We start from the raw sequence: 24947 nt of genomic DNA, 5'->3' as shown, positions 1-24947 counted from the left end.
CCATCACGCGGCGATGCCGAGCATGGTGCGTAGCTGGTCGACGCTGAGCCACTCGTCGTTGGTGTCCGACTGGTAGGCGAACCCGTCCGACACCGGCTCGCAGTCGACAGGCGGCTGGTAACCCCAGCCGGCGATCGTCGGCTGGACGATGTAGCGGTCCTTCGCGCGCAGCGTCCGCCGGCTGTCGTCCGGGGCGATCATCTCCTCGTGCAGCTTCTCGCCGGGGCGGATGCCGATCTCGTGCGTGGTGGCCTCCGGGGCGACCGCCTCGACCAGGTCGAGAATCCGCATGCTCGGGATGCGCGGTACGAACAGCTCTCCGCCCTGCATCTGGTCGAACGAGTCCATGACGAACTGCACGGCCTGCTCCAGCGTGATCCAGAACCGGGTCATCCGCTTGTCGGTGATCGGCAGGCTCTTGCCCTCGGCGGCCAGCCTGTGAAACAGCGGAACGACTGAGCCGCGGCTGCCGACCACGTTGCCGTAGCGGACCACAGCGAACCGGGTCGGGTGGTGTGCGGCGTAGTGGTTGGCCGAGACGAACAGCTTGTCGCCGACCAGCTTTGTGGCGCCGTACAGGTTGATGGGGCTGGACGCCTTGTCGGTGGAGAGCGCGATGACCTTCCGGACGCCTGCCTCGATCGCGGCGTCCACCACGTGCTGGGAGCCGGTGATGTTCGTGGCGATGAACTCGGAGGGGTTGTACTCCGCGGTGTCCACCTGCTTCAGCGCGGCGGCGTGCACGACGTGGTCCACGCCGTGCATCGCCCGGGTGAGGCGGCGCCGGTCCCGGACGTCGCCGATGAACCACCGCAGGCGCGGGTCGTCGCCGAGTTGCTGGCGCAGCTCGTACTGCTTGAGCTCGTCGCGGGAGAAGACCACCACCCGGGCGGGGTCGGCCTCGGTGAGAATGTGCTTGAGGAACGTCCTGCCGAAGGAACCCGTTCCCCCGGTGATCAGAATGGACGATCCATTCAACTCACTCAATTTGGTGCTCCCGTGATCGTGGATGAGCGGGCGGCCCTCGGCCAGCCGACCGGGGTGGAACGCTAACTCCGGCGGGTTAACGGGCCGGCGCTCACGGGTGAACCACTCACCCGGCCAACGTGAATGGCCGGCAGCGGGCAGGCGAACACTTCCGCTCCCTGCGCAAGTGGACTGACCAGGCCGGATCGGGTCGCTACAGTGGCCGCGCGAGCGACAGGGTCACCCGCGTGTGGCCTCAGTTCCCGCGTTCACCCGACATCCGCGCCACCTCGGCGCGAGCGGGTCATCCCCGAGCGCCACCGGCCGGTCCGACGTGCCCACCGACGGGCGGGGGACCGGCCCGGACCGGCACTTCAGGAGGCGTTGATGGCATCCGGCAGCGACGTGATCCAACGGCCGGCGGCCCCGGCCGGGACACCGCCAGCGGCACCCGCGCGGCGATGGCTGGTGCCGCTGCTGCTCGTCGCCGGCTGGGTGCTCAGCGTCGCCTGGCGGATGTGGCTGTCCCGGCACATCGTGCTGCCCATCGCGCACACCGACGAGGACAGCTACCTGAACACCGCCCGCGCGCTGATGGGCGGGCCCGGCGGGTTCAGCAGCGAGAACGACCTGCTGCGGCGGGTCGGCTACCCGATGCTGATCTCGCCTGCCTTCCTCGGCGACAGGGACTTCACCGACAGCTATCGGCTGGTCCAGCTGATCAACGCGATGGTCAACTCGACGCTGTTGCCGCTGGCGTACCTGCTCAGCAGGCGGGTGCTCCGCCTGCCCCGCTCGTACGCCCTGCTCGCGGCCATGGTGGCGGCGACAGTGCCGGCCACCGCCTTCTACGCCGGCGTCGCGATGATCGACACGGTGATGGCGCCGCTGGTCGTCGCCTGGCTGCTCGCCGTCCACCGCTGGGTCGAGCGACCCGGCCCGCTCGCGGCGGCCACCGTCGGCCTGCTCGTCGGCGCGTTCCACCTGCTGCACTCCCGCGGCCTGGTGATCGTGGCGGTACACGCCGGGCTGGTCCTGCTGCTGTTCGTCCGCCGCCGCATCACCCCCGCCGCCGTGCTCGCGGCGCTGCTGCCGGTGCTGGCCCTGGCGCTCGTCAACGAGGCCGGCATCCGCTTCCTCGGGGACAAGGTCTATCTGCTGGGCAGCACACCGGGCGGCGGCACTGTCGCGGCGGTCGCCTCCGGCCAGGGCGTGGTACGCGTCGGCGCGGCAGTGGCCACCCAGCTCTGGTACCTCGTGGTGATCACGTTCGGGATGGCCGGTGTGGCGTGGGCCGCCGCCGTCCGGGAACTGTGGCGTCCGCGACGCGGCGACGCCACCCGCTGGACGATGGGCGTGGCGCTCGTGGTGAGCGTCGGGGTGGCCAGCGGCGCGTCGGTGATCCTGGCCGGCATCACCGGCAAGCCGCTGGACGCGATCTACGGCCGCTACGTCCAGATGCTCGCCCCGTTCTGGCTGCTCGTCGGCCTCGGGGTGCTGCTCACCGCCGGACGACGGGTGGTCCTGCGCCAGGCAGCCGTCGCGGTGGCGCTTCTCGTGGCCGGCGGCGCGCTGATCGCCGCCCGGCTCGCCTACGTTTCCAGCCGGGGACACACACTGCGCTACGGCGGCTTCGGCGCACCGGACCTGATGGCGCTCACCGGCGGCTGGCGGGAGATGCGACCCGTCGTCGGGTCGCTTGTCGGCATCGCCGGCTGCCTGCTTCTCGTCGCAGCGGTCCGGGTGCCCCGGCTGCGCCTGCCGATGCTCGGCGCCCTGGTCGCGGTCAACCTCGTCACCATGCAGGTGATCGACCAGAGGCTCGTGCGACCGATGGCCGCGAGCACCGCGCCGACCCCCCGGGTCGCCGACCTCGGGGTACGCCAGGGCGAACGGGTGTGGGCCTCCACGGGAGTGCACTACATCCTGCGGTTCAACCTCAGCCACCAGGTGACCTGGACCGACGTGCGGTGGTTCCGCGACAAGCCACCGGCCGAGGCGCAGGTGGTGTTCACCCGCTGGGCGCCCGGCCAACCCGACGACTGGAACGGCACGGCGTACGGCTTCGTCCGGCTCGGCGGCAACGTCGAGCAGCACTGGGCGGCCTGGCGGCGCGCCTGACCCGCGCATTGTCGTCGCCCGCGCCCCTGTGGAAATCGCCTTTCGTGAACGGCGGATGACTACCGGGGGCACGGGCGGTTAAATGTCAGAGAATGCGCGCCGACAATCAGCGGTGACGGCGCTCCTCCCGGCTCAGCGAAATCGGGATGACGGTGATTTCCCGGCCGTCGGAAGCCTCTTGTCGCGGGGGGCCCTCGACGAATCGGAAACGGCGATTCATCTGTCGTACGGCGGTGTTGTGCGCGAGCACCTCCCCGTTCAACCGGTCCAGGTGCAACCCGTCGAAGGCGTACTCCACCGCTTCGCGCATGACCCCCAGCCAGGCGGGCAGCGTCTCGCCCCGCTTGGCCAGCCCGTCACCGTCCAGATAGAAACCCCACGCGCCGGTACGAGGGCCGTCCAGCCGCAGGTCGAAGAAGGTGACCACACCGCACGGGCGGTCGTCGTGGACGTACACCAGAACCCGCCGGGACGGGTCGGAGCGCACCGCCGCCCACCACCGGAAGTGCTCCTCGGTGGTGATTTCGTGGTTGGTCTTGCTGGCCTGACGGTTGGTTTCCTGATTACGCCAGGACAACATCAGATGAACGTCTTCCGGCGTCGCTTCGCGCAGCACGTGCGCCTCTCTTTCCACCTGTTCAGGACCGGTCTCCGGCACCTTACCGGCCGAACCGGGAAATCGAATATCCAATCGCTGGGTTGTAGACTCCGGCGCATGAACGAATTGAGTCGCGCACAGATCCGCGACCTCATGGATCAGGTGCTGAAAAACCAGGACAAGGAGTTGCCCGACGACGACTCGGCGCAACTGCGGGAGATCGGTTTCCGCTCGCTGGACTTTTCCGAGCTGGCCCTGCGGGTGGAGGACGAGACGGGGGAGGAGCTCAACTTCGACGCCCCCGGCCTGCGGCGCATCGCCACCGTCTCCGACGTCCTCGACTTCCTCGTCGAGCTGCAACAGCAGTGACCGTCGCGACCTCCCGCCCGGCCTCCGCGCGTCCGGAGCCGGCCGGCGTCGACAACCGGCTCGTCGTCGGCGGCACCCCGTTGACCTGGCGGGCCCTGCCGACGCCAGCCCTGCCCGATCCCGCCGCGGTGCTGGCGCACACCGCCGGGCACGCGCTCGCCGCCGCCCGGCAGCACGCCACGCACGGCACCGAGCTGCTGCTCAGCACCGCGAGCCGGGTCGACGCGGCGATGCGCGCCGAGCTGCTGGACGCCGGCTTCACCGTCGCCCTCGTCGGCGACGACGGCGTGCACCCCAGCGCGCCGACCCGGCCACGGGCCGCCGAGCCCGGCCGGCTCTGGCTGCTGACCTCCGGCTCGACCGGTCGCCCCAAGCGGGTCGGGCACACCCTCGACACCCTCACCACAGTGCGTGGCGACCAGCCGGACCGGACGTGGCTGTGCCCGTACGCCCCCGGCACGTACGCCTGGTGGCAGGTGGTGACCCTGTCGCTGACCCAATCCGGTCAGCACCTGGTCGTCGTCGAGCCGGACGAGCTGGACGACTGGCCCGCCGTCGCCGCCGCGCACGGCGTCGACGCCGCGTCCGGCACCCCGACCTTCTGGCGGCGCACCCTCTACCGGGACTCCGCCGCGCTGGCCCGGGTGCCGCTGCGGCAGATCACCCTCGGCGGCGAACCGGTGGATCAGGCGATCCTTGACCAGCTGCGGGAGGTCTTTCCCGCCGCCCGGCTCTCCTGGATCTACGCCTCCTCAGAGGTGGGGGCGTCCATCGTGGTGCACGACGGGCGGGCCGGTTTCCCGGTCGAGTGGCTGGGCCGAAAAACCCCGGGCCGACCCACGATCACCGTCCACGGCGACGAACTGGTCGTTACCTCGCCCTACCACGGGGCTGGCCTGGCCGGCCCGATCCACACCGGGGACCGGGTCCAGCTGATCGACGGTCGGGTGCTCATCACCGGGCGACTGGACTCCGACGAGATCAACGTCGGTGGCAGCAAGGTCTCCGCAGGTGTGGTGCGCGGTGTGCTGACCGGGCACCCCGCTGTGGCCTGGGCCCGGGTGACCGGCCGCCGGGCTCCCGTGCTCGGCGCGATGGTGGTCGCCGACGTGGTCCTCACCCCCACCGCTGCCCCCGTGCCCGACGAGGCCGCGCTGGTCCGCTGGTGCGCCGAGCGGCTACCCGAGTACGCGGTACCCCGCCGGATCCGCGTGCTGACCGAGATTCCCGTCAAGGAGACCTTGAAGAGCGATGTCTGACCTCCCCGACACCCCGCTCGTACCGCCCAGCTCCGTGGTCCTCGTCTCCGGCGGCTCACGAGGGCTGGGCCTGGCCATCGTCACCGACCTGCTCGACATGGGCGTACGGGTTGCCGCGTTCGCCCGTACCGTCACGCCGGAGCTGGAGAAGCTCGCAGCCGAGCACCCCGGCCGGGTGCATGTCGGGCCGGTCGACGTCACCGACCTGCGTGCCGCCCAGAGTTTCGTCCGCGAGGTGGAGCAGCGCCTCGGCCCGATCGACGGCCTCGTCAACAACGCCGCCGTCGGTCAGGACTCCCTGCACGTGCACACCGCCACCGACGACATTGCCCGGATCATCGAGACCAACCTGACCGCGCCGCTGCAACTGACCCGACTCGTCATCCGGCGGATGCTCGGCAAGGGCCTGCGGGGACGGATCGTCAACATCACCTCGATCTGCGCGCAGCGCGGGTTTCCGGGCCTGGTGGCGTACTCGGCCACCAAGGGCGGCATGGACGCCGCCACCCGTTCGCTGGCACGGGAGTTGGGCGGCCGGATGCTGGTGAACGCTGTCGCGCCCGGGTTCTTCGCCTCGGAGATGTCCGCAGTGCTCGGCCCCACCCAGCTCGACCAGATCGTGCGCCGTACCCCGAGCGGCCACCTGACCGAGCCGACGGAGGTCGTACCTGTGGTGCGGATGCTCCTGCGGGACCACACCAACATCAACGGCCAAGTGATCGTGGTGGACGGTGCCGCCTCCATCTGACCTGCGCTCGGTCGTCCGGCCCCGCCCGGTACCGGCGCTGCTCGCCGCCGCCGAGCGGTACCTGCGGGTGGCCGCTGACGCGGCGCAGTCGGCCGACGCGGCGACCCGCAGCCACCTCGACGACGGTCGCTGCGTGGGCTGGTACGGGCCGCCGACGGTCGGTTGGCGGGTCGCGATCGACGCGGAGCGCGCCGACGCCCCGGTCCCTCCGACGCTGGCCGGCCGATTCGGTACGGCGGACTTCTGGGCCCGGTGGACCCGGGCCGAGTGCTGCTGCAAGCTGGCCGACGTACCGGTGGCGCTCTGGTGGCGTCGCTACGGGCTGGGTACGCCGGCCGGCGGGGCGGTGCTCTGGCGCACGCTGAGGGTCGCCGACCTGGTCGTCACAGTCGGCTTCGCCTCAGGGCCTGGCTTCGCCTCAGGGCCTGGCTTCGCCTCAGGGCCTGGCTTCGCCTCGGGCCCTGGCTTCGCCTCGGGGCCTGACACTGCCCCGGAACCCCGCATCGCGCTCCCGACGGGCCGGGGTCACTCCTGCCTCTGACGGCCGCCATGCTGCCGATGCGCGTGCCTGTCGAGCTGCCCCAGATATGGGGCAGCTCGCCGCCGGATCGCCGGCCGGGAACGCCCGACGAGTGGGTGGTGTTTCGCCGGCCGGAAACGTCCGACGAGTGGGTGGTGTTTCGCCGGCCGGGAACGCCCGATGAATGGGTGGTGTTCGCTGTCGTCAGAGCTGCCCCGTGTCCGGGCGCTCGCCGCCGCCGAGGTTGCCGCGGGGGTCGCCCGACGAGTGGGTGGTGTTCGCCGTCGTCAGCCGCCCCATATCTGGGGCAGCTCGACAGGCACCAACGTTGGCCCAGACCTCGCCAACGCCGGACCGACCCGCACAGCCGTAGGCCGGCTCAGGGGCAGGGCAGGGCAGGGCAGGGCAGGGCAGGGCAGGGCAGGGCAGGGCAGGGCAGGGCAGGGCAGGGCAGGGCAGGGGCTACGGTCAGATGAGGTCCCAGCTCAGAGGGGTGCCGCGCGGGACATCGGTGGTGAAGGTGCGGCCCAGGACCCGGTCGATCTCCACCGGGGCCAGCCCGCCCGCCGGCCGGATCGACCGCACGTTGCGCGCCGTGACCGGGTCACCGGCCCGCACGTCCTCGACGACGTAGAGCGAACGCCGGAACCGCAGCCCTTCCCGTTCGGCCGGGGTCGGGCCGATGGCGGTGCCGCCCAGCGCCGCGTACGCCCTGCCGGACTCGGCGACCAAGGCCGCCAGTTCCTCCGGGTTAAGCGAGAAGTCCGAGTCCACGCCGCCGTCGGCCCGGTCCAGCGTCACATGCTTCTCGATGAAGCAGGCGCCGAGAGCCACCGAGGCGACGGCCACGCCGATGCCGGGCGTGTGGTCGGAGAGCCCGACCGGCACGTCGAAGGCGCCGGCCAGCACGGGCAGGCGGCGCAGGTTGCTGTCGGCGGGGGGCGCCGGGTAGGACGCGGTGCAGGCCAGCAGCACGATGCCCGTCGCCCCGCCGTCGCGGGCGGTCCGTACGGCGGCGTCGATCTCGGCCACCGTCGCCATCCCGGTGGAGATCACCAAGGGCTTGCCGGTGCTGGCCACCAGCCGGATCAGCGGCAGGTCCACAAGCTCCGACGAGGCGATCTTGTACGCCGGTGCGTCAAGCGATTCCAGCAGCTCCACAGCGGTCGCGTCAAACGGTGAGGAGAAGACCGTCAGCCCGCGCTCCCGGGCGCGCTCGAAGATCGGGGCGTGCCACTCGTACGGGGTGTGCGCCCGCTCGTAGAGGCGGTACAGATTTTCGCCGCCCCACAGTTCGTGACCGGTGGAGATGCGGAAGGCCGGGGTGTCGACGTCGATCGTGATGGTGTCCGGCCGGTACGTCTGGAGCTTCAGGGCGTGCGCCCCGCTCTCGGCCACCGCGTCCACGATGGCCAGCGCCCGGCTCAGGTCGCCGTTGTGGTTACCGGACATCTCGGCGACCACGAAGGGTCGCTCGCCGGCACCGACCGCGTGCGGTCCGATCTTGATTGTCGTCGTCATTCCGACCTCTGTTCAGGTACGTCCGCACGAGGGTGCGGTGGTGTCGTCGTCCACCGGACGGGTGGGCGACCGGTAACCGGGGCGCCGACAGCCGACCCTGCCCCCGGCGTGGCGTGCGGTGAGGTGTGAGCGGTCACTGGCGGCGACCTCCGCTCAGCGCGCCCGCGTGGTCCGTCGCGGCCGGGCCATCGTCCTGCCCGGCCGCAGCCCCGCTGGCGGTCGCGGCTCGTCGGCCCGGGTTCTCGTCGGCGGAGCCAGCGCTGCCCTCGGTGCCGCCCGTGGCTCCCGGGCGGCGCAGCCGGCCCGCGACCCGGTGCGCCTGGCGCAGCGCCGAGTACGCCAACCAGTCGCCGCGCCCGACCAGCCGGTGCTTGAGCCCTGTCACCCCGGCGGGCATCGGGTAGCCGCCGGTGGGCAGGTAGCGGCGGTAGTGCTCGGCGACCCGCTGGAAGAAGGCCCGCCGCAGGTGCGGGTGCAGCCGGTTGTCGTTGCCGACCACCACCAGGTAGTGGCTGATCATCAGTTGGAACAACTCGGCCCGCAGGGGTCCGTCCGGGTGGCGTCGGTTGACCCAGTCCATCAGTCGCTCGTACTGCGCGAACGCGTCGAAGTGCCGGCCGCTGCGGGTGGAGGTGATGGCGCCCTGCCGGCCCTGCCGATACAGGTAGCAGACCCGGTCCAGCACCGAGATCTTCTCCGCGCCGATCAGCAGCGGGTGACTGAACGGGATGTCCTCGTACCAGCCGGGAAAGAAGCGCAGCTCCAACTCGTCGAGGAAGGCGCGGCGGACCACCTTGTTCCACGCGGTGTGCTGCACCCGCAGCAGGTGCGGCTGGTCGGCCAGCCGGGAGACACCCGATACCCCGTGCAGCAGATGACTGCTGGCGTCGACCTCCCGCCTACCGTCCTCGTGCACCCGCAGGTGGTCGAGCATCAGCACGTCGGGCTGGTGCGCGCGCAGCCGGTCCAGCACCGCCGCGACAGTGCCCGGGGGGAGCCAGTCGTCGCTGTCGACGAACCAGACGTACCGGCCGGTGGCCACGTCGAGGCCCGCGTTGCGGGCCAGGCCGAGACCCACGTTGCTTGCCAGGTGTACGACCCGGACGCCGTCGCGCCCGGCGGCGTACGAGCGCAGCATCGTGCCGCAGCCGTCCGGCGAGGCGTCGTCGACGGCGATCATCTCGACGGCGTTCGACTCGCCGGCCGGGATGTCGGCCCGGATCGACTCGAGGCACTGGTACAGGTACGCCTCGACGCCGTAGACCGGCACGACGATGCTCAGCAGCGGTGCCTGCGTCTGCTCATTGACCACGCCGCCACCATTGACGACGAGGATGGCCAGCCCCGGAACCTGACGTGGCGGCGGAAGGTGAGATTCCTGAACTCCGGCGGAGCAGGAGGTAAACAACGGCCGCCCGGTTCACCCGGGAGTGACCCGGTAAGGTGCCCCGGTGCGGCCTTCCGGGGCCGCCACGTCGTTTGACCCGGGCCGAGGAGGAGACGTACGTGCTGGTGACCCTGCGAAGCGTCGGGACCCCGGCATGACGAGCACCGCTGACGCCGCGGCGGCGCCGCCCGCGCCCGCGTTCGCCAGGCTTCCCTCGCTGACCGGGCTGCGGTGGATCGCCGCGCTGCTGGTGTTCGGCTTCCACGCCGGCACGATGCGGATCATCGCCGAGCCGGACTTCAAGGCCGTTGTCGACGCGGTGTTCTCCCTGGGCCTGTCCGGGGTGCAGTTCTTCTTCATCCTGAGCGGTTTCGTGCTTGTCTGGTCGGCCCGCCCAGGCGACTCACGGCGCGCCTTCTGGCGACGGCGGGTCGCCAAGATCTATCCGAACCACCTGGTGTTGTGGGCTGCGGCGCTGCTTGTCGCCTGGTGGTTCGCCGACCCGGTGCTGCCGGCGGCGGCGCTGGAGAACCTGTTGCTGTTGCAGGCGTGGGATCCCCGGCCGGGCTGGTTCTACAGCATCAACACGGTGAGCTGGTCGCTCTCCTGCGAGTTCTTCTTCTACCTCTGCCTGCCGCTGGCGCTGCCCCTGCTGCGCCGGGCCCGTCCGGCGGTGCTCTGGACGCTGATCGTCGCGCTGCCTCTGCTGATCCTCGCGCTCTGGCCGGCACAGCAGTTGGTGCCGGAGGTCAGCCGGTGGTGGTTCACGCAGATCTTCCCGCCCGTACGGTCGCTGGAGTTCTGGCTTGGTGCGGTGGCGGCCGAGCTGATGCGCCGGGGCCTCTGGCGCGGTCCTGGCCTGACGACGGCCACCGTGATCTTCGTGGCGACCTGGGTGGCCGCCTCGCAGTGGATCCGCGCCGAACTGTGGACCACCCTGCTCGCTGTCGCGTACCTGCTGGTGATCACCGCCGCCGCGGACGCGGACGTGCGGGACCGGCGCTCGCCGTGGCGCTCCCGTCCGCTGGTGTGGCTCGGCGAGGTCTCCTTCGCCTTCTATCTGGTGCACGTGTTGGTGATGACGAGCGTGCTGCGGTGGAGCGGGGACTGGGGGACCGGCTTCCAAGGGTGGCGCGGCCCGGCTGTGGTGCTCGGGTTCCTGGTGGTCAGCCTGATCCTGGCCGGGTTGCTGCACCGCTACGTCGAGACGCCACTGATGCGCCGACTGGCACCGCGCCGCCCGGCCCGCCCGTCGGCCGTCCCTCGGCAACGGACCGCCGACACCGAGGCCGGGGCCGGAAAGCCCGACGACCGATCGACGTACGCCGACTCGCGCTGACGGGTCCAACCTGGTCAAACGCGGTCCGGCGCGGCGTGCGTCGACACGCCCGGCGCCCGATGCGCCCGGTCGGCGCCGGCGGTAGCGTGAGACCGTGCTTCCGGTCGCGCTCACCTGTCCTCTGTGGTGGGTGGCGCGCTGGTCGACACGGCTGCTGACCAGCTTCGCCGTCGCCGCGCTCGCGCTCGGCCCAGGCCCGCAGTCGACGGCAGCCGCCGGGTCACCGCCGCCAGCCGCCGGGTCAGCGACTGTCGGCGTCGGGTCGTCCGCGTCGTCGTCCCTCACCGCCGCCCCGGTGCTGCGCCTCGGGCTGCAAACGTCCGTCGCCGCCGAGATGGCCGCGAGGTTCACCGTCGCCGACGTGTCGGCCGCCGACGAGGCGACCACGGTGCGGTCGACCGACCCTGTCCCGCCCAGCGGCGTGGGCGGTGTGCCTGCCGCCACGGCAGAGTCGTTGCCGGCGCGTCCGGCCACCGATCCGTTGCCCCGCGCCGACGAGCCGACCCGGCCGGGCACCCGGGCACCGCCGGGCCGCTGAGCCACACCGCGACACCTGTCGCGATCACCGGGACACCGTCCCGCCGCCGCGCCTGACGACACATCACCTCGCACCGGCCGACCGTGGCCCCCTGGCCCGGACGCTCGTGCGGCTTCCCATCGCAACGCTCTCCCACCGAGGTGCCGACCATGGAGACCGTCGTCTTCTACGAGTTCCTGACCGAGGTGCCGCAGGCCGCCGCCATCTGGTCGGCCCTGCTCCTGCTGACACTGACAGTGCTCGCCGTCCTGGTCGCCCGTCCGGAGCGGGACGGGTCGGCCGCCGAGCGGGACGGGGAGGCCGCCGAGCCGGCGCCCACCGCCCGTGAGGCCGCCGTCGCCGAGGCCGCCGACCTGCGCCGGTACGCCGAGGAGGTGGCCGTCGCCGCGGCCCGCGCGGCGCAGACCGCCCGCCGACGGCGTGCGGCCTGGCTGACTGCTCAGGAGCAGGTGGAGCAGACCTGGGCGCGGTACGACGAGGCGGACGCCGTGGCCCGCCGGTTCGCCGGCGCCGGGGCGCTGCCCACCCCGCGAACCCCGCGCACCCCCGCCGAGTACGCCATCCGGGAGCGCTACCTGCACCGGGCGGCGATGGCCGCGTACTGGCGGGGGGACCTGACCATGCGGCAGCTCGGCGACGTGTTCGGCCACCGGCACGGCTGGGATCCACGACGGCACCCGGTGGAGCAGGAGGTGCTGATCAGCCGGGCGGCCCGGGAGACGCGGCGGGCCGACTACGAGGCTGCCGCCGGACGGGAACGGGCGGCCTGGCGCGACGCCGAGCTGGCGGCGTCTGCGGCGCGCGCCCTGGCCGAGGAGGCGTACGCGGCGGCGGCCCGGTTGCGGCCGACCCGGGTGGCGGCCCGCCGCACCGTCCGTGTCGCGGCTCTGCCGGCGGCGGCGGCGCGGTGGCGCCCGGCGCGGGTGGGGTGAAACGCGCCGATTATTCGGTGAGCCCGGTCACACGCGCGGGAAATCGGGCGGCTGGCGCGTTCGGCCGGATTGTTCCCGCAGATCCGGCGGCATTGTCGACGACGTGTCCGCTTGTCGACCTACGGTGCCTCCGTAACCGCTCGTCCCATCGAGTCACGTCAGCGGCAAGACGCCCGGAAATTGTCGCCCCGTTCAAGGTTTACGCAGGTGAGCGAGGCTTGGCAGGGCTCTGGGCGGCCAGTAGGGTTCGTCCCGTCCGGTGCGGTAATCGATCGCGAATGGCGACGCCGCACCGACCCGCTCAATCGTGATCAACGAACCGGGGACCCACAAGTACGTCCGGGGTGAATCCGCGAGCCACGGCCCGCGGTAGGGCGATCTTCCCGCCCGAATCCGTCAGCTAACCCGGTAGGCGGTGTCGGAAGGAGTTCCATCCCCATGCAGCACCCGCACACCCCTCGGCTATTCCTCCGCCTTCACGGCGTCGCGGTACCCACGCTTGCCCTCCTCGTGGCGGTGAGCTGACCCCCAGGGTCACCGCATTTCCCGCCCGGCCGCGCCGGGCGTTTCCCTGAGCGGTTCCACCATCCGCGGACCACGGTCCGCGCGCTGGCGCGTGCCCGGATACCGGCTGCCCCCGGTGTGCCGCTCTCCCCCTGAACCGTGGAGGACCCGTGAAGCACACCCTGCAGCGTCAGCTGCGTCGCCTCGCCACCGAACGCCCGTACCAGATCGCCGTCGCCTCCGCCGCGGCCCTCGCCATCGCGACCACCACCGGCGCCCTGGTGGCCGGTGCCGACGAAGCCCCCGTCGGCCAGCACACCGCGTCGACAGTCGCCGAGATGCGCAGCGACACCGCCGCCTCCCGCGGCGACGCCCGGGACGCGGACCCCTCGGCCAGCGCCGCCCCGACCAGCGCCAGCCCGAGCAGCGCCGCCCCCTCCGCAAGCGCCGCATCGCCGGCGGCCAAGGCCAGCAGCGACCCGGACCTGACCGCCAAGAAGGCAGCGCCGAAGCCGCCCGCGACAAAGGTGCTCGACTTCCGCTACCAGGCGCAGAACACCTACTACAACTGCGGCCCGGCGGCCGTCCGCAACGCACTCAGCGCCACCGGCATCAACCGCACCCAGGACCAGTTGGGCGCCGAGCTGGGCACCACCGAGATGGGCACCAACTCGGCCCTGGACACCACACGGGTGCTCAACGCCGAGGTGAAGGGCTCCCCGTACCGGACCCGGACGTTCGCCGGCTCGCCCAGCCCGGCCCAGATGGACCGCCTCCAGGCTGACGTCGTCACCGCGATCACCGACGGCCGTGGCGTGGTGGCCAACGTGGCCGGGGACGCCGTCGACACCAACGGCGGCTGGCACTCCTTCGGCGGCGGGCACTACGTCGCGGTGGTCGGCTACAAGGACGACGGCCGTACCGTGCGGATCGCCGACTCGGCGAACGCGGCCTACGGCGAGTACTGGATGACCACGATCAACCTCGCCAACTGGATCGCCACTCGGGGCTACTCCGCCTGACCCAGGCGTGAGGCCCACCAGACGCCGCGGGCGCCGTCTCCCACGAGGGGCCGGCGCTCGCGGCGTCTTCGTCGACGCCGGGCCAGGGCGGCGACGGCTCTCGTCGTGGGCTGTGAACCGTGGGAGACTGCGGCCGTGCTGGATGAATCGGGTGGTCACGCCGACCGTAGGCCGGTCCTGCTTCTGCTGCACGGCATGGGGGCTACCGGTGACGTCTGGCTGCCCTGGGCGCCACTGCTGGAGCAGCACTGGCCCGGCAGGTGGCTGGCACCCGACCTCGCCGGCCACGGCTGGTCGGCGCCGCTGCCGACGTACTCCTTCGAAGGTTTCGCCAACCGCATCGCCCAGGCCCTGGCGCCCGGCGACCGCATCGTGGTCCTCGGGCACTCGCTGGGTGGGGTCGTCGGCCTGGCGCTGGCCGCCCGCGCCGCCGGAACGCCCGTGGACGCCGTGGTGGGACTCGGCATCAAGGCCGTCTGGACGCCGGACGAGCTGACCCGCGCCGCCGACGTAGCGGCCCGCCCGGTCAGTTGGTTCGCCAGCCGGTCCGAGGCGGCCCGTCGCTACCTGCGGGTCGCGGGGCTTGCCGGCCTGGTCCCGCCGGACCACCCGATGGTGGACGCCGGCCTGCGCCAGATCGACGGCCGGTGGCGCCTCGCGATGGACACTGGCGCGTTCGCCGTCGGGGAGCCCGATCTCGCCGCGCTCCTGGCCGCGACCGACGTGCCGGTGGTGCTGGCGCGCGGCGAGCACGACACGATGGTCACCGACGCGCAGCTCAAGGAGTACGGGGTGCCGGTCGCCACGCTGCCCGGGCTCGGGCACAACGCGCACGTGGAGGACCCGGCGGCCGTGCTGGCGCTGCTGGACGCCTACCGCTGACGCTCGGCACGCCTCTGGTTCAGGCCAGCGGAGTGAGCTGCGTCGACCGCTCGGTCGAGTGGTCCGTCGACGCCAACTCCCGGCGGGCGGCGGTCAGGAACGCCTCGGCGTACGACTCGGCGGGGAAGTCACCCAGGTAACGCCTGCGGGTCGCCCAGCGCGCCTCGGCCAGCGGATCGGTGTCGAGCAGGGCGGTCAGCACCTCGTCGGCGTTCGACATGTCCCGGCGCAGCACGTAGCCCGACGCGGCAAGCGGGAAGTTCTCGGTGAACCGTTCGCCCTCGTCGCCCATGTCGGTGACGGCGTACGGCTTGCCGGAGTAGAGGTAGTCCGAGATCACCCCGGACACGTCGGAGATCAGCGCGTCGGAGCGGTTGACGCACTCGGTCAGGCTCAGCTCCCGGGCCGCAGCCCCGACCACGTGCGGTCGCCCGGTGCGGCTCCGGTCGGCGACCAGCAGCTCGGTGAGCCGGCCCAGCTGACGGGCGGATGCCGGGTTCTGCGTCGTGTACGGGTGGGCCCGCAGGATCACCGTCGCGCCGCGTGCCAGCAGCCGCCGCAGCAGCGCCTCGGCCACCGGCAGCGAGCAGTAGTCGGCGTCGGCGTGGTGCCCCGTCCAGGTCGGCGTGTAGAGCACAGTGGGCTGGGCCAGCCCGACGGCCGGCTCCGGGCGTACCTGGATCGACTCGACCTGCGGGCGGCCCACCACGACGAATTTCTCCGCGGGGATCTGTACGCCGGCGCGGGCGTACCTGTCGATCGCCGCCGGACCGGCCACGAAGATCCGGTCGAAGATTCCCGAGACCGGGTTGGCGCTGGGCGCCTTGTCGCTGTCGCCGTGGTGCAGCTGCACGTGGGTGAGCTGGGTGAACCGGATGCAGTGGCTGTTCTTCGCGCCGTGGTTGACGTAGAAGGCGGTGCGCAGGCTCGGCACCAGCGCCTCGTCCATGGTCCGCAGGGTGGGGCAGTAGACCACTGGCGCGCTTGTGGCCGCGGCGATCGGCGCGAGGAACTCCGGCTCGCGCACCATGACCAGGAACGGGCGGCCGATCCGCTCCAGGTACGGCAGCCACATGGTGACCTGGTATTCCGAGCCGGGCGGCGCGGAGAAGTGCAGCAGGAACTCCGGCTGGTGCCGGCGCAGTGCGCGAGCCACCGGGTTGCCACCGCTGGCAGGCCGGAACCGCCGCCGGGCCAGGTCCAGCGCGACAGCCCCGGCGCCGGCGCCCACCAGGAGGCTGGCGGCCAGCGCGACGACGGCGGGCAGAGCGAGCGCGGCGGCCACCGCCACGACGGCGAGCAGCCCGAGCAGGGCGGTGCCGAGCTGACCGGCGATCAGCGGGGTCCACGTCCGTACCGGCAGGTTGGCTGCCCGGATCTCCAGGTTGCCGGCGGTCCGCAGCGGCCCCACCAGCAGCACCAGCCCCAGCAGGACCAGGGCGGTGGCGGCGAGCGCCAGGTCGAACCCGTCGTCAAGCCGTCGGGCGTAGCCGACCAGCACGGCGGCGGCGATCAGCGTGGTCTCCGCCACGAGGTCGGCGCCGGGCCGGGCTCGCTGTTCGGCGGCGGCCGCCGCCAGCGCGGCGACAGCCAGCGCCAGCCCCCAACCGGTGGCGCCGGTCAGCGCCACCACGACGAACGCCAGCACGGCCAGGCCGACGCTCAGGCACCGGGCGGCCAACTTTCGGACCAGGTCACCGCGCATGTCGCTCCGTTCGCCGCCGTCCCGCTTCCGCTACCCGCGTCAGCTTGCGGAGGTCGTGCCAGCCGACACCTCGACCCGCCCCGCGCCGGACTGGGCCGGTACGGCAGCCGGCGCCGGCCCGTCGCCGGGCGCCCGGCGTACGTCGATGACCTGGCCGGTGAGGTCGGAGACCAGCACGTCGAGCGAGGACTGGGCGACGGCCTCCGCGGCGAGCAGGGTGTGCTCCGGCTCCTCGCCGAAGGCCCGCGTCCGCATCGGGGTGGCGGTCCGCTCCGGGTTGATGCAGTTGACGCGGACGCCGACGTCGGCCCACTCGTCGGCGAGCGCCTGGGTCAGGTTGACCAGGGCGGCCTTGGTGGCCGAGTAGAGCGCGTAGCGGGCCCGACCCCTGGTGTACGAGCTGGACGTGTAGAGCAGCAGCTGACCCTTGGTCTGCTGGAGGTACGGCAGGGCCTGGCGGGCGATGGTCACCGGGCCGACGAAGTTGACCTGCAACAGCCGGTCCATCGTCTCCTCGTCCATCTCGGCCAGCGCGCCCCGCTCCAGGATCCCGGCGGTGACCACCACGTGGTCGATCCGGCCGGTGGCCTCGAAGGCGGTCTTGAGGGCGGCCTCGACGTCCTCGGCGCGCTCCACGTGGGTGCCGGTGGTGGAGCGGCTGAACGGGAAGACCTGGGCGCCGTAGCCTCGGGCCAGCTCGGTCAGCTCGTGGCCGATGCCGTAGCTGCCGCCGAACACCACGATGGTGCGCCCGGTCAGCTCCTCGGTGTAGCTGCGGTGGTTGGTCAGCCGGGGCGCCTGCGCCGCGGCGAGCTGGAAGAGCTTGTCCGCCAGGTGCACGTCGACCGGGTGGGTGACCTTGATGTTCTCGTCCGAGCCGTCGATCACCTTGATCGGGGTGCCCGGCAGGTAGCGCAGCACCACGCCGCAGTCGTCGGTCGCGGCGAAGTTGGGGTCATCCTCGGCGATCCGGTACGCCTCACGGATGGTGGGGGAGCGGAACGCCTGCGGGGTCTGGCCGCGGCGCAGCCGGGAGCGCACCGGGATGTCGGTGATGCAGTCGTTCTCGTCCACCTGGATGATCGTGTCCGCGGACGGGATGGCCACGTCCACGGCGTCGTAGGTCCACAGCGCGTTGACGCACTCGCGGACGATCCGGCCGCTGAGCAGCGGGCGGACGGCGTCGTGGAAGAGGATGTTGCAGTCGGCCGGGCCGACCGCGTCCAGCGCGATCCGGGTGGTGGCGTTGCGGGTGTCGCCGCCCTCGATCACCTTGGTGACCTTGCGCAGGCCGGCCTTCTCGACGATCTGCCGGGCGTCCTCGACGTGTCCGGTCGCCATCAGCACGATGATCTCGTCGATCTCCGGCGCGGCCTCGAAGACCGCGAGGGTGTGCTCGATGATCGGTTTGCCGGCGATCTTCAGCAGCTGCTTGGGAATGCCGAGGCCCAGCCGGGTCCCGGTGCCGCCGGCCAGCACCACGGCCACTGTCCGCGACGGCCGCCAGGGTACGGGGGTCTCCGTTGCGGCGTCCGGGCCAGTGGTCTGGTCCTGCGTCATTGCCGGATCCTCACTCTCGTCGAATGCGTTAACGGAAGGTTCCGCCCGAGCGGCGACGGAATGAACCTTAACGCGCGGACCGCGCCGCCCCAACGCGGGCGGCGCGGTCCCCCTGGTGCCGCGTCGGTGCTACTTCTTGTTCGCGTACGCCTCGTATGCCCGGATGACCTCGTCGGTGGGGCCGTCCATCCGCAGGACGCCCGATTCCAGCCAGAGGGTCCGTTCACAGGTGTCGCGCACCGAGGAGAGCTGGTGGCTGACGAGGAACACGGTGCCGGCACCCTCGCGCAGCTCCCGTACCCGCTGCTCGCTGCGCTTGCGGAAGCCCTTGTCGCCGGTGGCGAGCGCCTCGTCGATGAGCAGCACGTCGTGCTTCTTGGCAGCGGCGATGGAGAACCGCAGCCGGGCCGCCATGCCGGAGGAGTACGTGCGCATCGGCAGGCTGGCGAAGTCACCCCGCTCGTTGATCCCGGAGAAGTCGATGATCCCCTGGGCCTGCTTGGCGACCTCGTCGGGATGCATGCCCATGGCCAGGCAGCCCAGCACGACGTTGCGCTCACCCGACAGGTCGTTGAGCAGGGCGGCGTTCACGCCCAGCAGCGACGGTTGCCCCTGGGTGTGGATGGCACCTCTGTTGACCGGCAGCAGGCCGGCGATGGCCCGCAGGATCGTGGACTTGCCGGAGCCGTTGCTGCCGATCAGCCCGATCGCCTCGCCCCGGTACGCGGTGAACGAGACGCCCTTGACGGCGTGCACCTCGCGGATGTTCGGCGCGTTCGTGCGCTTCACCAGCCGGCGCAGCGCGGCCACCGGCGTGGTGCCACCACCGGCGCCCTGGTGCACCCGGTAGATGATGTGCGCGTCGTCCACCACAACTGTGGGGATCCGTTCCGGCGTCAGCACGGGCAGGGCGACGGTCGCCTCGTTGGCGGCGTGCAGGGAATCAACCACGGCCGTACTCCTGTTCGCCGCGCCAGAAGTAGATGAAGCCACCGATGCCGGCCACGAGTGCCCAGCCGGCGCCGACCAGCCAGAGCTGGGTCAGCGACTCGTTGAGCAGCGGCGGCTCGTCCAGCAGCGCGTAGCGGGCCAGCTCGATGTAGACGAGCAGCGGGTTGTACTGGACCAGCGTCGATGCCCAGCCGGGCAGCCGCGAGAAGAGGCTGACGCTGTAGAGCACGCCGGAGCCGTACATCCAGGTGCGCATGAGGAACGGCATTACCTGCTTGAGGTCGCTCGCCTTGGAGCCCATGCGGGCGACGAACAGCACCACGCCGGCGTTGAACACCGCCTGTAGCAGCAGGGCCGGCACGAGTATCAGCCACTTCCACGTGATCGGCTCGCCGGTGACGAGCACGATCCCGATGAGCACCACCATCGAGGCCAGCAGTTGCTGGAACTGGGTCACAGTGGTGGACAGCGGCAGGCTGGCACGGGGGAAGTGCAGCGCCCGGATCAGCCCGAGGTTGCCGCTGATCGACTGGGTGCCCGCCAGCACCGCGCTCTGTGTGAAGTTGAAGATGAACAGACCGGTCGTCAGGTAACCGATGAAGTTCGGGATCCGGTCGTTCTGCGCCAGCACCACCCCGAAGATCAGGTAGTAGACGGCGGCGTTCGTCAGCGGCGTGAGCACCTGCCAGAGCTGGCCCAGCTTGGCATTGCTGTACGAGGCGACCAGCTTGGCGTTGGCGTACGCGGCGATGAAGTGCCGGTAGGCCCACAGTCGGCGGCTGTACTCGACCAGGGACGGGCGCTCACCGGCGACCCGTAGTCCGTGTCGAGCGGCCAGCTGCGCCTGGGTCAGGCCCGTGTGGGGGTCGACCAGCGCGGGGGTGGCCATGGAAATGGCGCTCCGATCTTTCGTGCAGACGGGGTGGCTCGCGACGATGGAATCCTAGTGGGAAGTGTGCGCGGGGCGCCGCCTCGTCGCTGCCAGGACAGTAGTCCGAAACACGTCGGGACGCAACCGTACCGTCGTTGCGCTACGCTGGTCGGCGTGACCTGCGAGAAGAGTCTCTGGTGACGACCGAAAAGAGGCGTGCCCCTGCCGGCGCGGCGGTGCTGCGTGACGAGATCACCACCGCCATCCGCCGCGCGCTGATGCAGGAGCTCGCCGCTGTCGGCTACGGCCGGCTTTCCATCGAGGCGGTGGCCCGCCGGGCCGGCGTCAGCAAGACCGCGATCTACCGACGGTGGAACTCCAAGCTCGACCTGGTGGTGGAACTCGTCGCCGCGGCGGCGCACGGCAAACTGCCGGTGCTGGACACCGGCGCCCTGCGCGGCGACCTCGCGGTGCTGTTCCAGGCGGTGGCGCACGCGCTGCGTCACCCCCTCGCGTCGCAGATCATCCCGGACCTGCTGGCCGAGGCCGCCCGCAATCCGGCCATCGACCAGACCTTGCGTGAGGTGCTGCACGCCCGTCAGCAGGAGATCGGCGGTCGCCTGATCACCAGGGCCGTGCAGCGAGGCGAACTGCCCGCCGACACCGACCCGGACGCCGCCGTCGACCTCATCGTCGGCCCGCTCTACTGGCGGCTCGCCATCGCCCGGCTGCCGCTCACCGACAGCTACCTGGACAACCTTGTCGAATCAGTTGCCGTCGCGCTCGGCGCGGGCGTTTCCCTGCCGCAGCCGAGGGTGGCGCCAGCCTCTGGCTGAGCGGCCGCGCGACACCCGCCGCGCGAGGGCCGACCATCCCGTTCGCCTCGGCTAGGCTGCCCCCTTGACACTTGGCCGTCACCAGGCCGACACCTCCCTTGATCCCCGCCCTGACGAGAAGGACGCCCGTGGCCAACGTCGACAGCATCGCCGTCGCGCCCACCGATTCGGACCCACCGTCGCGGTCCGCACAGGCACCCGGGCCGGCCGTCGGCCCCGACCGAAGCCCGGCAGCGCGGGTACGCGCGCTGGTGGCCGCCGCCCCGGCGCTGCTCACCGATGGCGCCGTTGTCGCGTTCGCGCTCTTCACCGTGATCTATCACGCGGCCTTCATCTTCGCCCTGCGTCCGTCGGTGACCTTCCGGATCTGGCTGCTCGCCTGCGTGGTGCTCGCTGTGGTGGCGCTGGTGCGCGCCCGCCGTCGCCCGGCCGCCACCGGAGCGGGAAGTGAACAGCCCGAACCTGTCGCTTCGACCGACACGCGACCCGCCGTCGACCGCCGACTGCTGATCGGCGTGCTCGTCGCCGCCGGGGTGGCCGCGCTCACCGCCGGTGTGATCGGCACCGGCGCTGGCGTCTCCTGGTGGATTCCGGCGGTGTTCGGCCTGCTCGCGGCCATCGGGGGGATCCTGCTGCTGCGCCGGGTCTGGCTGGCTGGCCCGACGTCCACGTCGATCGGGCCGGCGCCGACCGCGGCGCAGTCGGCGTACGCGCTGGTCGTGTCGGTGCTGGTGGCGATCTCCTCGTTCTTCCTGGCCCGGAACACGCCCGACGACGTCTACTACGTCGGGAAGTCGGTCTGGATCGCCGAGCGGGATCTCATCCCGCTCAACGACTTCCTGTTCTCCGAGAACGTCCTGCCGGCGATGGGTTCGCAGCCGCCCATCCCGTCGATCGAGGTGTTCAACGGCGCGCTGGGCAACGTGCTGGGCATCCACGCCGCGTCGGCCACCTGGTATCTGATGCTGCCGATCCTGGCGGTGCTCGCGGTGCTGGCGCTGTGGCGGCTGACCCACAGGTGGGCCCCGCGCCGTCCGGTGCTGGCCTTCACCGTGGCCATCGCGTACCTCTACCTGGTCGTCGGCGGGGACGCCGCGCTGGGCACGTTCCACCTGCCCCGCCTCTACGAGGGCAAGGGCATGTTCGTCTCGGCCGTCATCCCGCTGATGTGGCTCTACCTGACCGAGTGGTTCGACACCCGGTCCCGGCGCAGCCTGGTGCTCATCGTGGCGCTCTCGATCACCGCGATCGGCCTCACCACCACTGCCGCGATCATCCTGCCGATGCTGGTCGGCGCCGCAGGCTTCGCCATGCTGCTGGTCGGGCGGTGGAAGGCCGCAGTCGTGGCGGGCGTGGCGGCGCTCGCGTACCCGATCGGCTCGCTCGTGGTGTCCCGCCTGGTCCTCGGCGGGCTGAGCGCGGACGGCGCGGACGACGCCTTCTTCGACGCTGCCTACACCTACAAGCGGACGCTGACGGTCGGCGTGGTCGGGGTGATCAGCGGCCTGGCGCTCTGGTGCGGCCCGCTGCTTGCCCGTCGACGTACGCCCGCGCTGCTCACCGCCGGTGCGACGCTCGCGTTGAGCGTGCTGTTCGTTCCCGGTGTGCTGGAGACGCTGAGCGCGCTGAGCGGCATCTCGGTGGTGCTGTGGCGTGTGCCGTGGTTGCTCGCCCTGCCCACGCTGATCGGGCTGCTCTGCACGGTGCGGGTGCCGGCGCCCACGCCGTTGCTGCGACGCGCGGCGGCGGGCGGGCTCGCGGCAGCGCTGGTCGCCTCGTTCGCCATCTTCGCCACCCCGATGTGGTCGGCGACGAGCTGGGTCGAGGTGCACGACCGGCCCACCTGGAAGCTGCCCCAGCAGCGCCAGTCCATCGCCTTCTGGATCAAGGGGCTGGAACGGCCGCCGGGACTGCTGCTCGCCCCGAAGACGATCATGCGGGCGTCCCTTATCGTCACCAGCGAGGTCCGGGTCGTCCTGCCCCGCGACTTCTACCTCGTCGAGTACGACCTCGAATCCCAGTTCGCCAAGGACCGGCTGCTGCTCGCCGATTTCGCCGACGGCACCGAGAAGCCGACGTCGACCGAGCTGGCACCGGCGCTCGACCGGCTCGACGTGGGCACCATCTGTGTCTACAACGGAAACCAGTACGCCCGTGAGATGGCGCCGCAGCTCGGTTACCAGGAGTTCGCGAAGCGGCGGGCACCCGGCGCGACGACCTGTTTCCGGCGGGTCGGCTGAGAGCAGCATCGTCGATCGGTTCGGCCGGGCCCTGCTGCGGGGCCCGGCCGGCCGAGGTACGAGCTTTGACCGAAATGATGGTGGATACCCGAGCGACGCCTCCTTGTCCCCTCGCGTTAAGGTCGCAGTCACGCGCTGCCGGCCGTCGCACGGGAATCCGGACCACAGCCGCCGTGACCTGCCGCGCCCCTGGGCATGGTCGCCCGTGCGCGATGGGGAGTGCCGTCGACCCACCGAGGGCTCCGGCCCGTCCTGGAAAATCGTAGGGAGCGAACTCTTTGTTCGGCACGTTGACAGGCCGCCTCGGAGTGGCCGCATACAGCGCGTTGCTGGTGCTGACCTATCTGCTCATGCTCGTCGGTGGCGTATTCGGCTGGGTCGGCCTGTTCGCCGTCGCCGGGCTGGCAGCCATCCTCGGCGAGTTCGCCGTCGCCCGCTGGTCACCGTCCTCGCAGTTGCTCCTGGAGAAGGTCGGCCTGCACTGGTCGTACCGGCAGCTGACCCGCGACCTCGCGGCCGTGTTGCTGGTCGCCGCCGAGGTGCGCTTCAGTGGCGGAGAGCTGACCCTGCTGCTGGCGCTGCCTGCCGCGGTGTGGGTCGTGTCGGTCTTCGCCGGGGCGTTCTCCACAATGATCGAGCGTCGTAACCCGCTCTCGGCAATGGTGCGCAACATCGAGCTGGGCCCGCTGCGCGCCGCCCCCCAGCCGCCGGCCTGGGCGGCAGCGGTCGCCGGGGACCGGATGCCCCTGCTCAACCTGCTGCTGGTGCCGGCCGCCGTGGCCGCCGCGGTGCAGCACGATCCGACGCCGTTCTTCGTCGCTGGCGCGGTGGCGGTCGCGGCGACCGGTGTGGTGGGTGCGATCGTGGCGCTGACCTGGCTGCGCGGTCGGGGCCAGAAAGCCGGCCAGGGCACGCTGATGGCCGCCGTGCAGCGCTGGCTGGACACCAACCAGCCCGAGGTGGCGCTCTACTTCGCGGGGCCCGCCAAGGACGTCTACCAGGCCAACATGTGGCTCGCGCCGACCGAGGCGCTCAACCAGCGCGCTGTGGTCCTGCTCCGCAGCAAGGAGGCGTTCGCCGAGCTCGCCGACACCCGGCTTCCGGTGATCTGCGTACCGGCCGGGGTGGACTTCATGAACCTCGAACTCGGCAGCGTCCGTGTGGCGCTCTACGCCGCGAACGTCGGCGCGAACATCCACATGCTCCGCGAGCCGGGCACGAAGCACATCTTCGTCGGGCACGGCGACAGCGACAAGCAGGCGAGCGTCAACCCCTACAGCAAGGTGTACGACGAGGTCTGGGTCGCCGGTCTGGCGGGCCGGGAGCGGTACGCCCGGGCCGGGGTGGGGGTGCTCGACTCGGACATCGTCGAGATCGGCCGGCCGCAGCTCGCCGGTGTGCACACCTTCGGTGCCGAGTCGGTGGACCGGCCGTTCACAGTGCTCTACGCCCCCACCTGGGAGGGCTGGCTCGACGACGACCCGTACCACACCTCGCTGGTGTTGATGGGTGAGCGGATCGTCAAGGGGCTGCTGGCCACGACTCCCCGGCTGCGCCTGATCTACAAGCCGCACCCGCTCACCGGGTCGCGCTCCAAGGCGGCCCGGGCCGTGCACGAGCGCGTGGTGGCGGCCATCCGCGCCGCCGGCGGCAACCCGGATGCGGCCTCCCTGGACGGCACCGCGCACCTGGTCGTGACCGGCCGGACGCCGGCGCTGTTCGACTGCTTCAACCAGACCGACCTGCTGATCAGCGACGTGTCCAGTGTGGTCTCCGACTTCGTGCAGAGCCAGCGGCCGTACGTGGTGGCCAACCCCGCCGGCCTGCCGGAGGACGAATTCCGCAGGCAGTACCCGACGGCTCGGGCCGCGTACCTGCTTTCCAGGGACTGCGGTGAGCTGGAGAAGATCGTGACGGTGACCCGGGCCGGCGACGACCCGATGACCGAGGCGCGCCGGGAGCTGAAGACCTACCTGCTCGGGCCCGCCGAGGCCAACCCGATGGACCGGTTCCAGGAGGAGATCGCCCGCCTCTGCCGCTGACCGTACGACGACCCGCGCCCGGCCCGACACCTGTCG

Annotated in this window: 21 protein-coding genes and 1 riboswitch; of the genes, 13 read left to right on the top strand and 8 right to left on the bottom strand. The window is 71.6% G+C overall.

Annotated features, from left to right (window positions below; translation table 11 throughout):
- Positions 1-3 precede the first annotated feature (3 nt).
- Positions 4-987, bottom strand: coding sequence for a UDP-N-acetylglucosamine 4,6-dehydratase (inverting) (pseB, locus tag F4558_RS17090; RefSeq protein WP_053652732.1), 984 nt, complete (start codon positions 985-987; stop codon positions 4-6).
- A 366-nt stretch (positions 988-1353) separates the two neighbouring features.
- Between pseB and F4558_RS17085 the strand changes: the two genes are divergently transcribed.
- Positions 1354-3087, top strand: coding sequence for a glycosyltransferase family 39 protein (locus F4558_RS17085; protein ID WP_053652731.1), 1734 nt, complete (start codon positions 1354-1356; stop codon positions 3085-3087).
- Positions 3088-3193: 106 nt separating this feature from the next.
- Here F4558_RS17085 and F4558_RS17080 read toward each other — a convergent pair whose 3' ends face one another.
- On the bottom strand, positions 3194-3703 hold the full coding sequence (locus F4558_RS17080) for a GNAT family N-acetyltransferase (RefSeq protein WP_053652813.1): 510 nt from the start codon (positions 3701-3703) through the stop codon (positions 3194-3196).
- A gap of 99 nt (positions 3704-3802) precedes the next feature.
- Between F4558_RS17080 and F4558_RS17075 the strand changes: the two genes are divergently transcribed.
- The 4 genes from F4558_RS17075 to F4558_RS17060 are packed head-to-tail and all read left to right on the top strand — an operon-like array spanning position 3803 to position 6602.
- Positions 3803-4054, top strand: a complete 252-nt coding sequence (locus F4558_RS17075) for an acyl carrier protein (protein ID WP_053652730.1) — start codon at positions 3803-3805, stop codon at positions 4052-4054.
- Positions 4051-5313 carry an AMP-binding protein gene (locus F4558_RS17070; protein WP_053652729.1) on the top strand — a complete coding sequence of 421 codons (1263 nt, stop codon included), beginning with the start codon at positions 4051-4053 and terminating at the stop codon, positions 5311-5313. The genes F4558_RS17075 and F4558_RS17070 overlap by 4 nt, the downstream gene beginning before the upstream one ends.
- A complete protein-coding gene (locus tag F4558_RS17065; RefSeq protein WP_053652728.1) occupies positions 5306-6061 on the top strand; it encodes an SDR family NAD(P)-dependent oxidoreductase in 756 nt (251 codons plus the stop codon). Before F4558_RS17070 ends, F4558_RS17065 begins: the two co-directional genes overlap by 8 nt.
- Entirely contained in the window at positions 6045-6602 is a 558-nt protein-coding gene (locus F4558_RS17060; protein WP_209273320.1) for a hypothetical protein, read from the top strand. The genes F4558_RS17065 and F4558_RS17060 overlap by 17 nt, the downstream gene beginning before the upstream one ends.
- Positions 6603-7049: 447 nt before the next feature.
- Here the strand turns inward: F4558_RS17060 and pseI are convergent, their stop codons facing one another.
- Positions 7050-8102: a pseudaminic acid synthase gene (gene pseI / locus F4558_RS17055; protein ID WP_053652727.1), complete on the bottom strand. Its 1053-nt coding sequence runs from the start codon at positions 8100-8102 to the stop codon at positions 7050-7052.
- Between the two features lie 133 nt (positions 8103-8235).
- Complete coding sequence (locus F4558_RS17050) at positions 8236-9414, bottom strand: glycosyltransferase family 2 protein (RefSeq protein WP_167945110.1); 1179 nt, start codon at positions 9412-9414, stop codon at positions 8236-8238.
- A gap of 229 nt (positions 9415-9643) precedes the next feature.
- On the opposite strand from F4558_RS17050, the gene F4558_RS17045 reads away from it, so the two are divergent.
- The 5 genes from F4558_RS17045 (at position 9644) to F4558_RS17025 (ending at position 14706) form a co-directional block, all read left to right on the top strand.
- A complete protein-coding gene (locus F4558_RS17045) occupies positions 9644-10828 on the top strand; it encodes an acyltransferase family protein (RefSeq protein WP_082377228.1) in 1185 nt (394 codons plus the stop codon).
- Positions 10829-10922: 94 nt separating this feature from the next.
- The gene (locus tag F4558_RS17040) at positions 10923-11366 is read left to right on the top strand and encodes a hypothetical protein (protein WP_167945108.1); all 444 of its coding nucleotides are present in this window, start codon (positions 10923-10925) and stop codon (positions 11364-11366) included.
- Between the two features lie 149 nt (positions 11367-11515).
- Positions 11516-12298 carry a hypothetical protein gene (locus F4558_RS17035; protein ID WP_053652725.1) on the top strand — a complete coding sequence of 261 codons (783 nt, stop codon included), beginning with the start codon at positions 11516-11518 and terminating at the stop codon, positions 12296-12298.
- Between the two features lie 288 nt (positions 12299-12586).
- Positions 12587-12728: riboswitch (cyclic di-AMP (ydaO/yuaA leader) on the top strand.
- Positions 12729-12972: 244 nt separating this feature from the next.
- Complete coding sequence (locus F4558_RS17030; protein ID WP_167945107.1) at positions 12973-13824, top strand: C39 family peptidase; 852 nt, start codon at positions 12973-12975, stop codon at positions 13822-13824.
- Between the two features lie 135 nt (positions 13825-13959).
- Positions 13960-14706 carry an alpha/beta fold hydrolase gene (locus tag F4558_RS17025; RefSeq protein WP_053652723.1) on the top strand — a complete coding sequence of 249 codons (747 nt, stop codon included), beginning with the start codon at positions 13960-13962 and terminating at the stop codon, positions 14704-14706.
- A gap of 19 nt (positions 14707-14725) precedes the next feature.
- On the opposite strand, the gene F4558_RS17020 is transcribed toward F4558_RS17025, so the two are convergent.
- From F4558_RS17020 to F4558_RS17005, 4 genes are all read right to left on the bottom strand, one after another.
- Entirely contained in the window at positions 14726-16411 is a 1686-nt protein-coding gene (locus tag F4558_RS17020) for a CDP-glycerol glycerophosphotransferase family protein (protein ID WP_167945106.1), read from the bottom strand.
- A 39-nt stretch (positions 16412-16450) separates the two neighbouring features.
- Positions 16451-17971 carry a bifunctional cytidylyltransferase/SDR family oxidoreductase gene (locus tag F4558_RS17015; protein ID WP_053652721.1) on the bottom strand — a complete coding sequence of 507 codons (1521 nt, stop codon included), beginning with the start codon at positions 17969-17971 and terminating at the stop codon, positions 16451-16453.
- A gap of 129 nt (positions 17972-18100) precedes the next feature.
- Positions 18101-18910, bottom strand: coding sequence for an ABC transporter ATP-binding protein (locus tag F4558_RS17010; protein ID WP_157552259.1), 810 nt, complete (start codon positions 18908-18910; stop codon positions 18101-18103).
- 4 nt (positions 18911-18914) lie between these two features.
- Positions 18915-19811 (bottom strand): ABC transporter permease, encoded by an 897-nt coding sequence (locus tag F4558_RS17005; RefSeq protein WP_167945105.1) that lies wholly within the window; start codon positions 19809-19811, stop codon positions 18915-18917.
- A 179-nt stretch (positions 19812-19990) separates the two neighbouring features.
- Between F4558_RS17005 and F4558_RS17000 the strand changes: the two genes are divergently transcribed.
- The 3 genes from F4558_RS17000 (at position 19991) to F4558_RS16990 (ending at position 24911) form a co-directional block, all read left to right on the top strand.
- Positions 19991-20629 carry a TetR/AcrR family transcriptional regulator gene (locus tag F4558_RS17000; protein WP_167945104.1) on the top strand — a complete coding sequence of 213 codons (639 nt, stop codon included), beginning with the start codon at positions 19991-19993 and terminating at the stop codon, positions 20627-20629.
- Between the two features lie 128 nt (positions 20630-20757).
- Positions 20758-22869: a DUF6077 domain-containing protein gene (locus F4558_RS16995; protein WP_167945103.1), complete on the top strand. Its 2112-nt coding sequence runs from the start codon at positions 20758-20760 to the stop codon at positions 22867-22869.
- 278 nt (positions 22870-23147) lie between these two features.
- Positions 23148-24911, top strand: a complete 1764-nt coding sequence (locus F4558_RS16990; protein ID WP_053652716.1) for a CDP-glycerol glycerophosphotransferase family protein — start codon at positions 23148-23150, stop codon at positions 24909-24911.
- Positions 24912-24947: the final 36 nt, after the last annotated feature.

It is taken from the genome of Micromonospora profundi, from assembly GCF_011927785.1.
In the GTDB taxonomy this organism is placed as follows: domain Bacteria; phylum Actinomycetota; class Actinomycetes; order Mycobacteriales; family Micromonosporaceae; genus Micromonospora; species Micromonospora profundi.
Note: the sequence above shows the minus strand (reverse complement) of the source record. Positions and strands in the feature narration are given on the sequence as shown.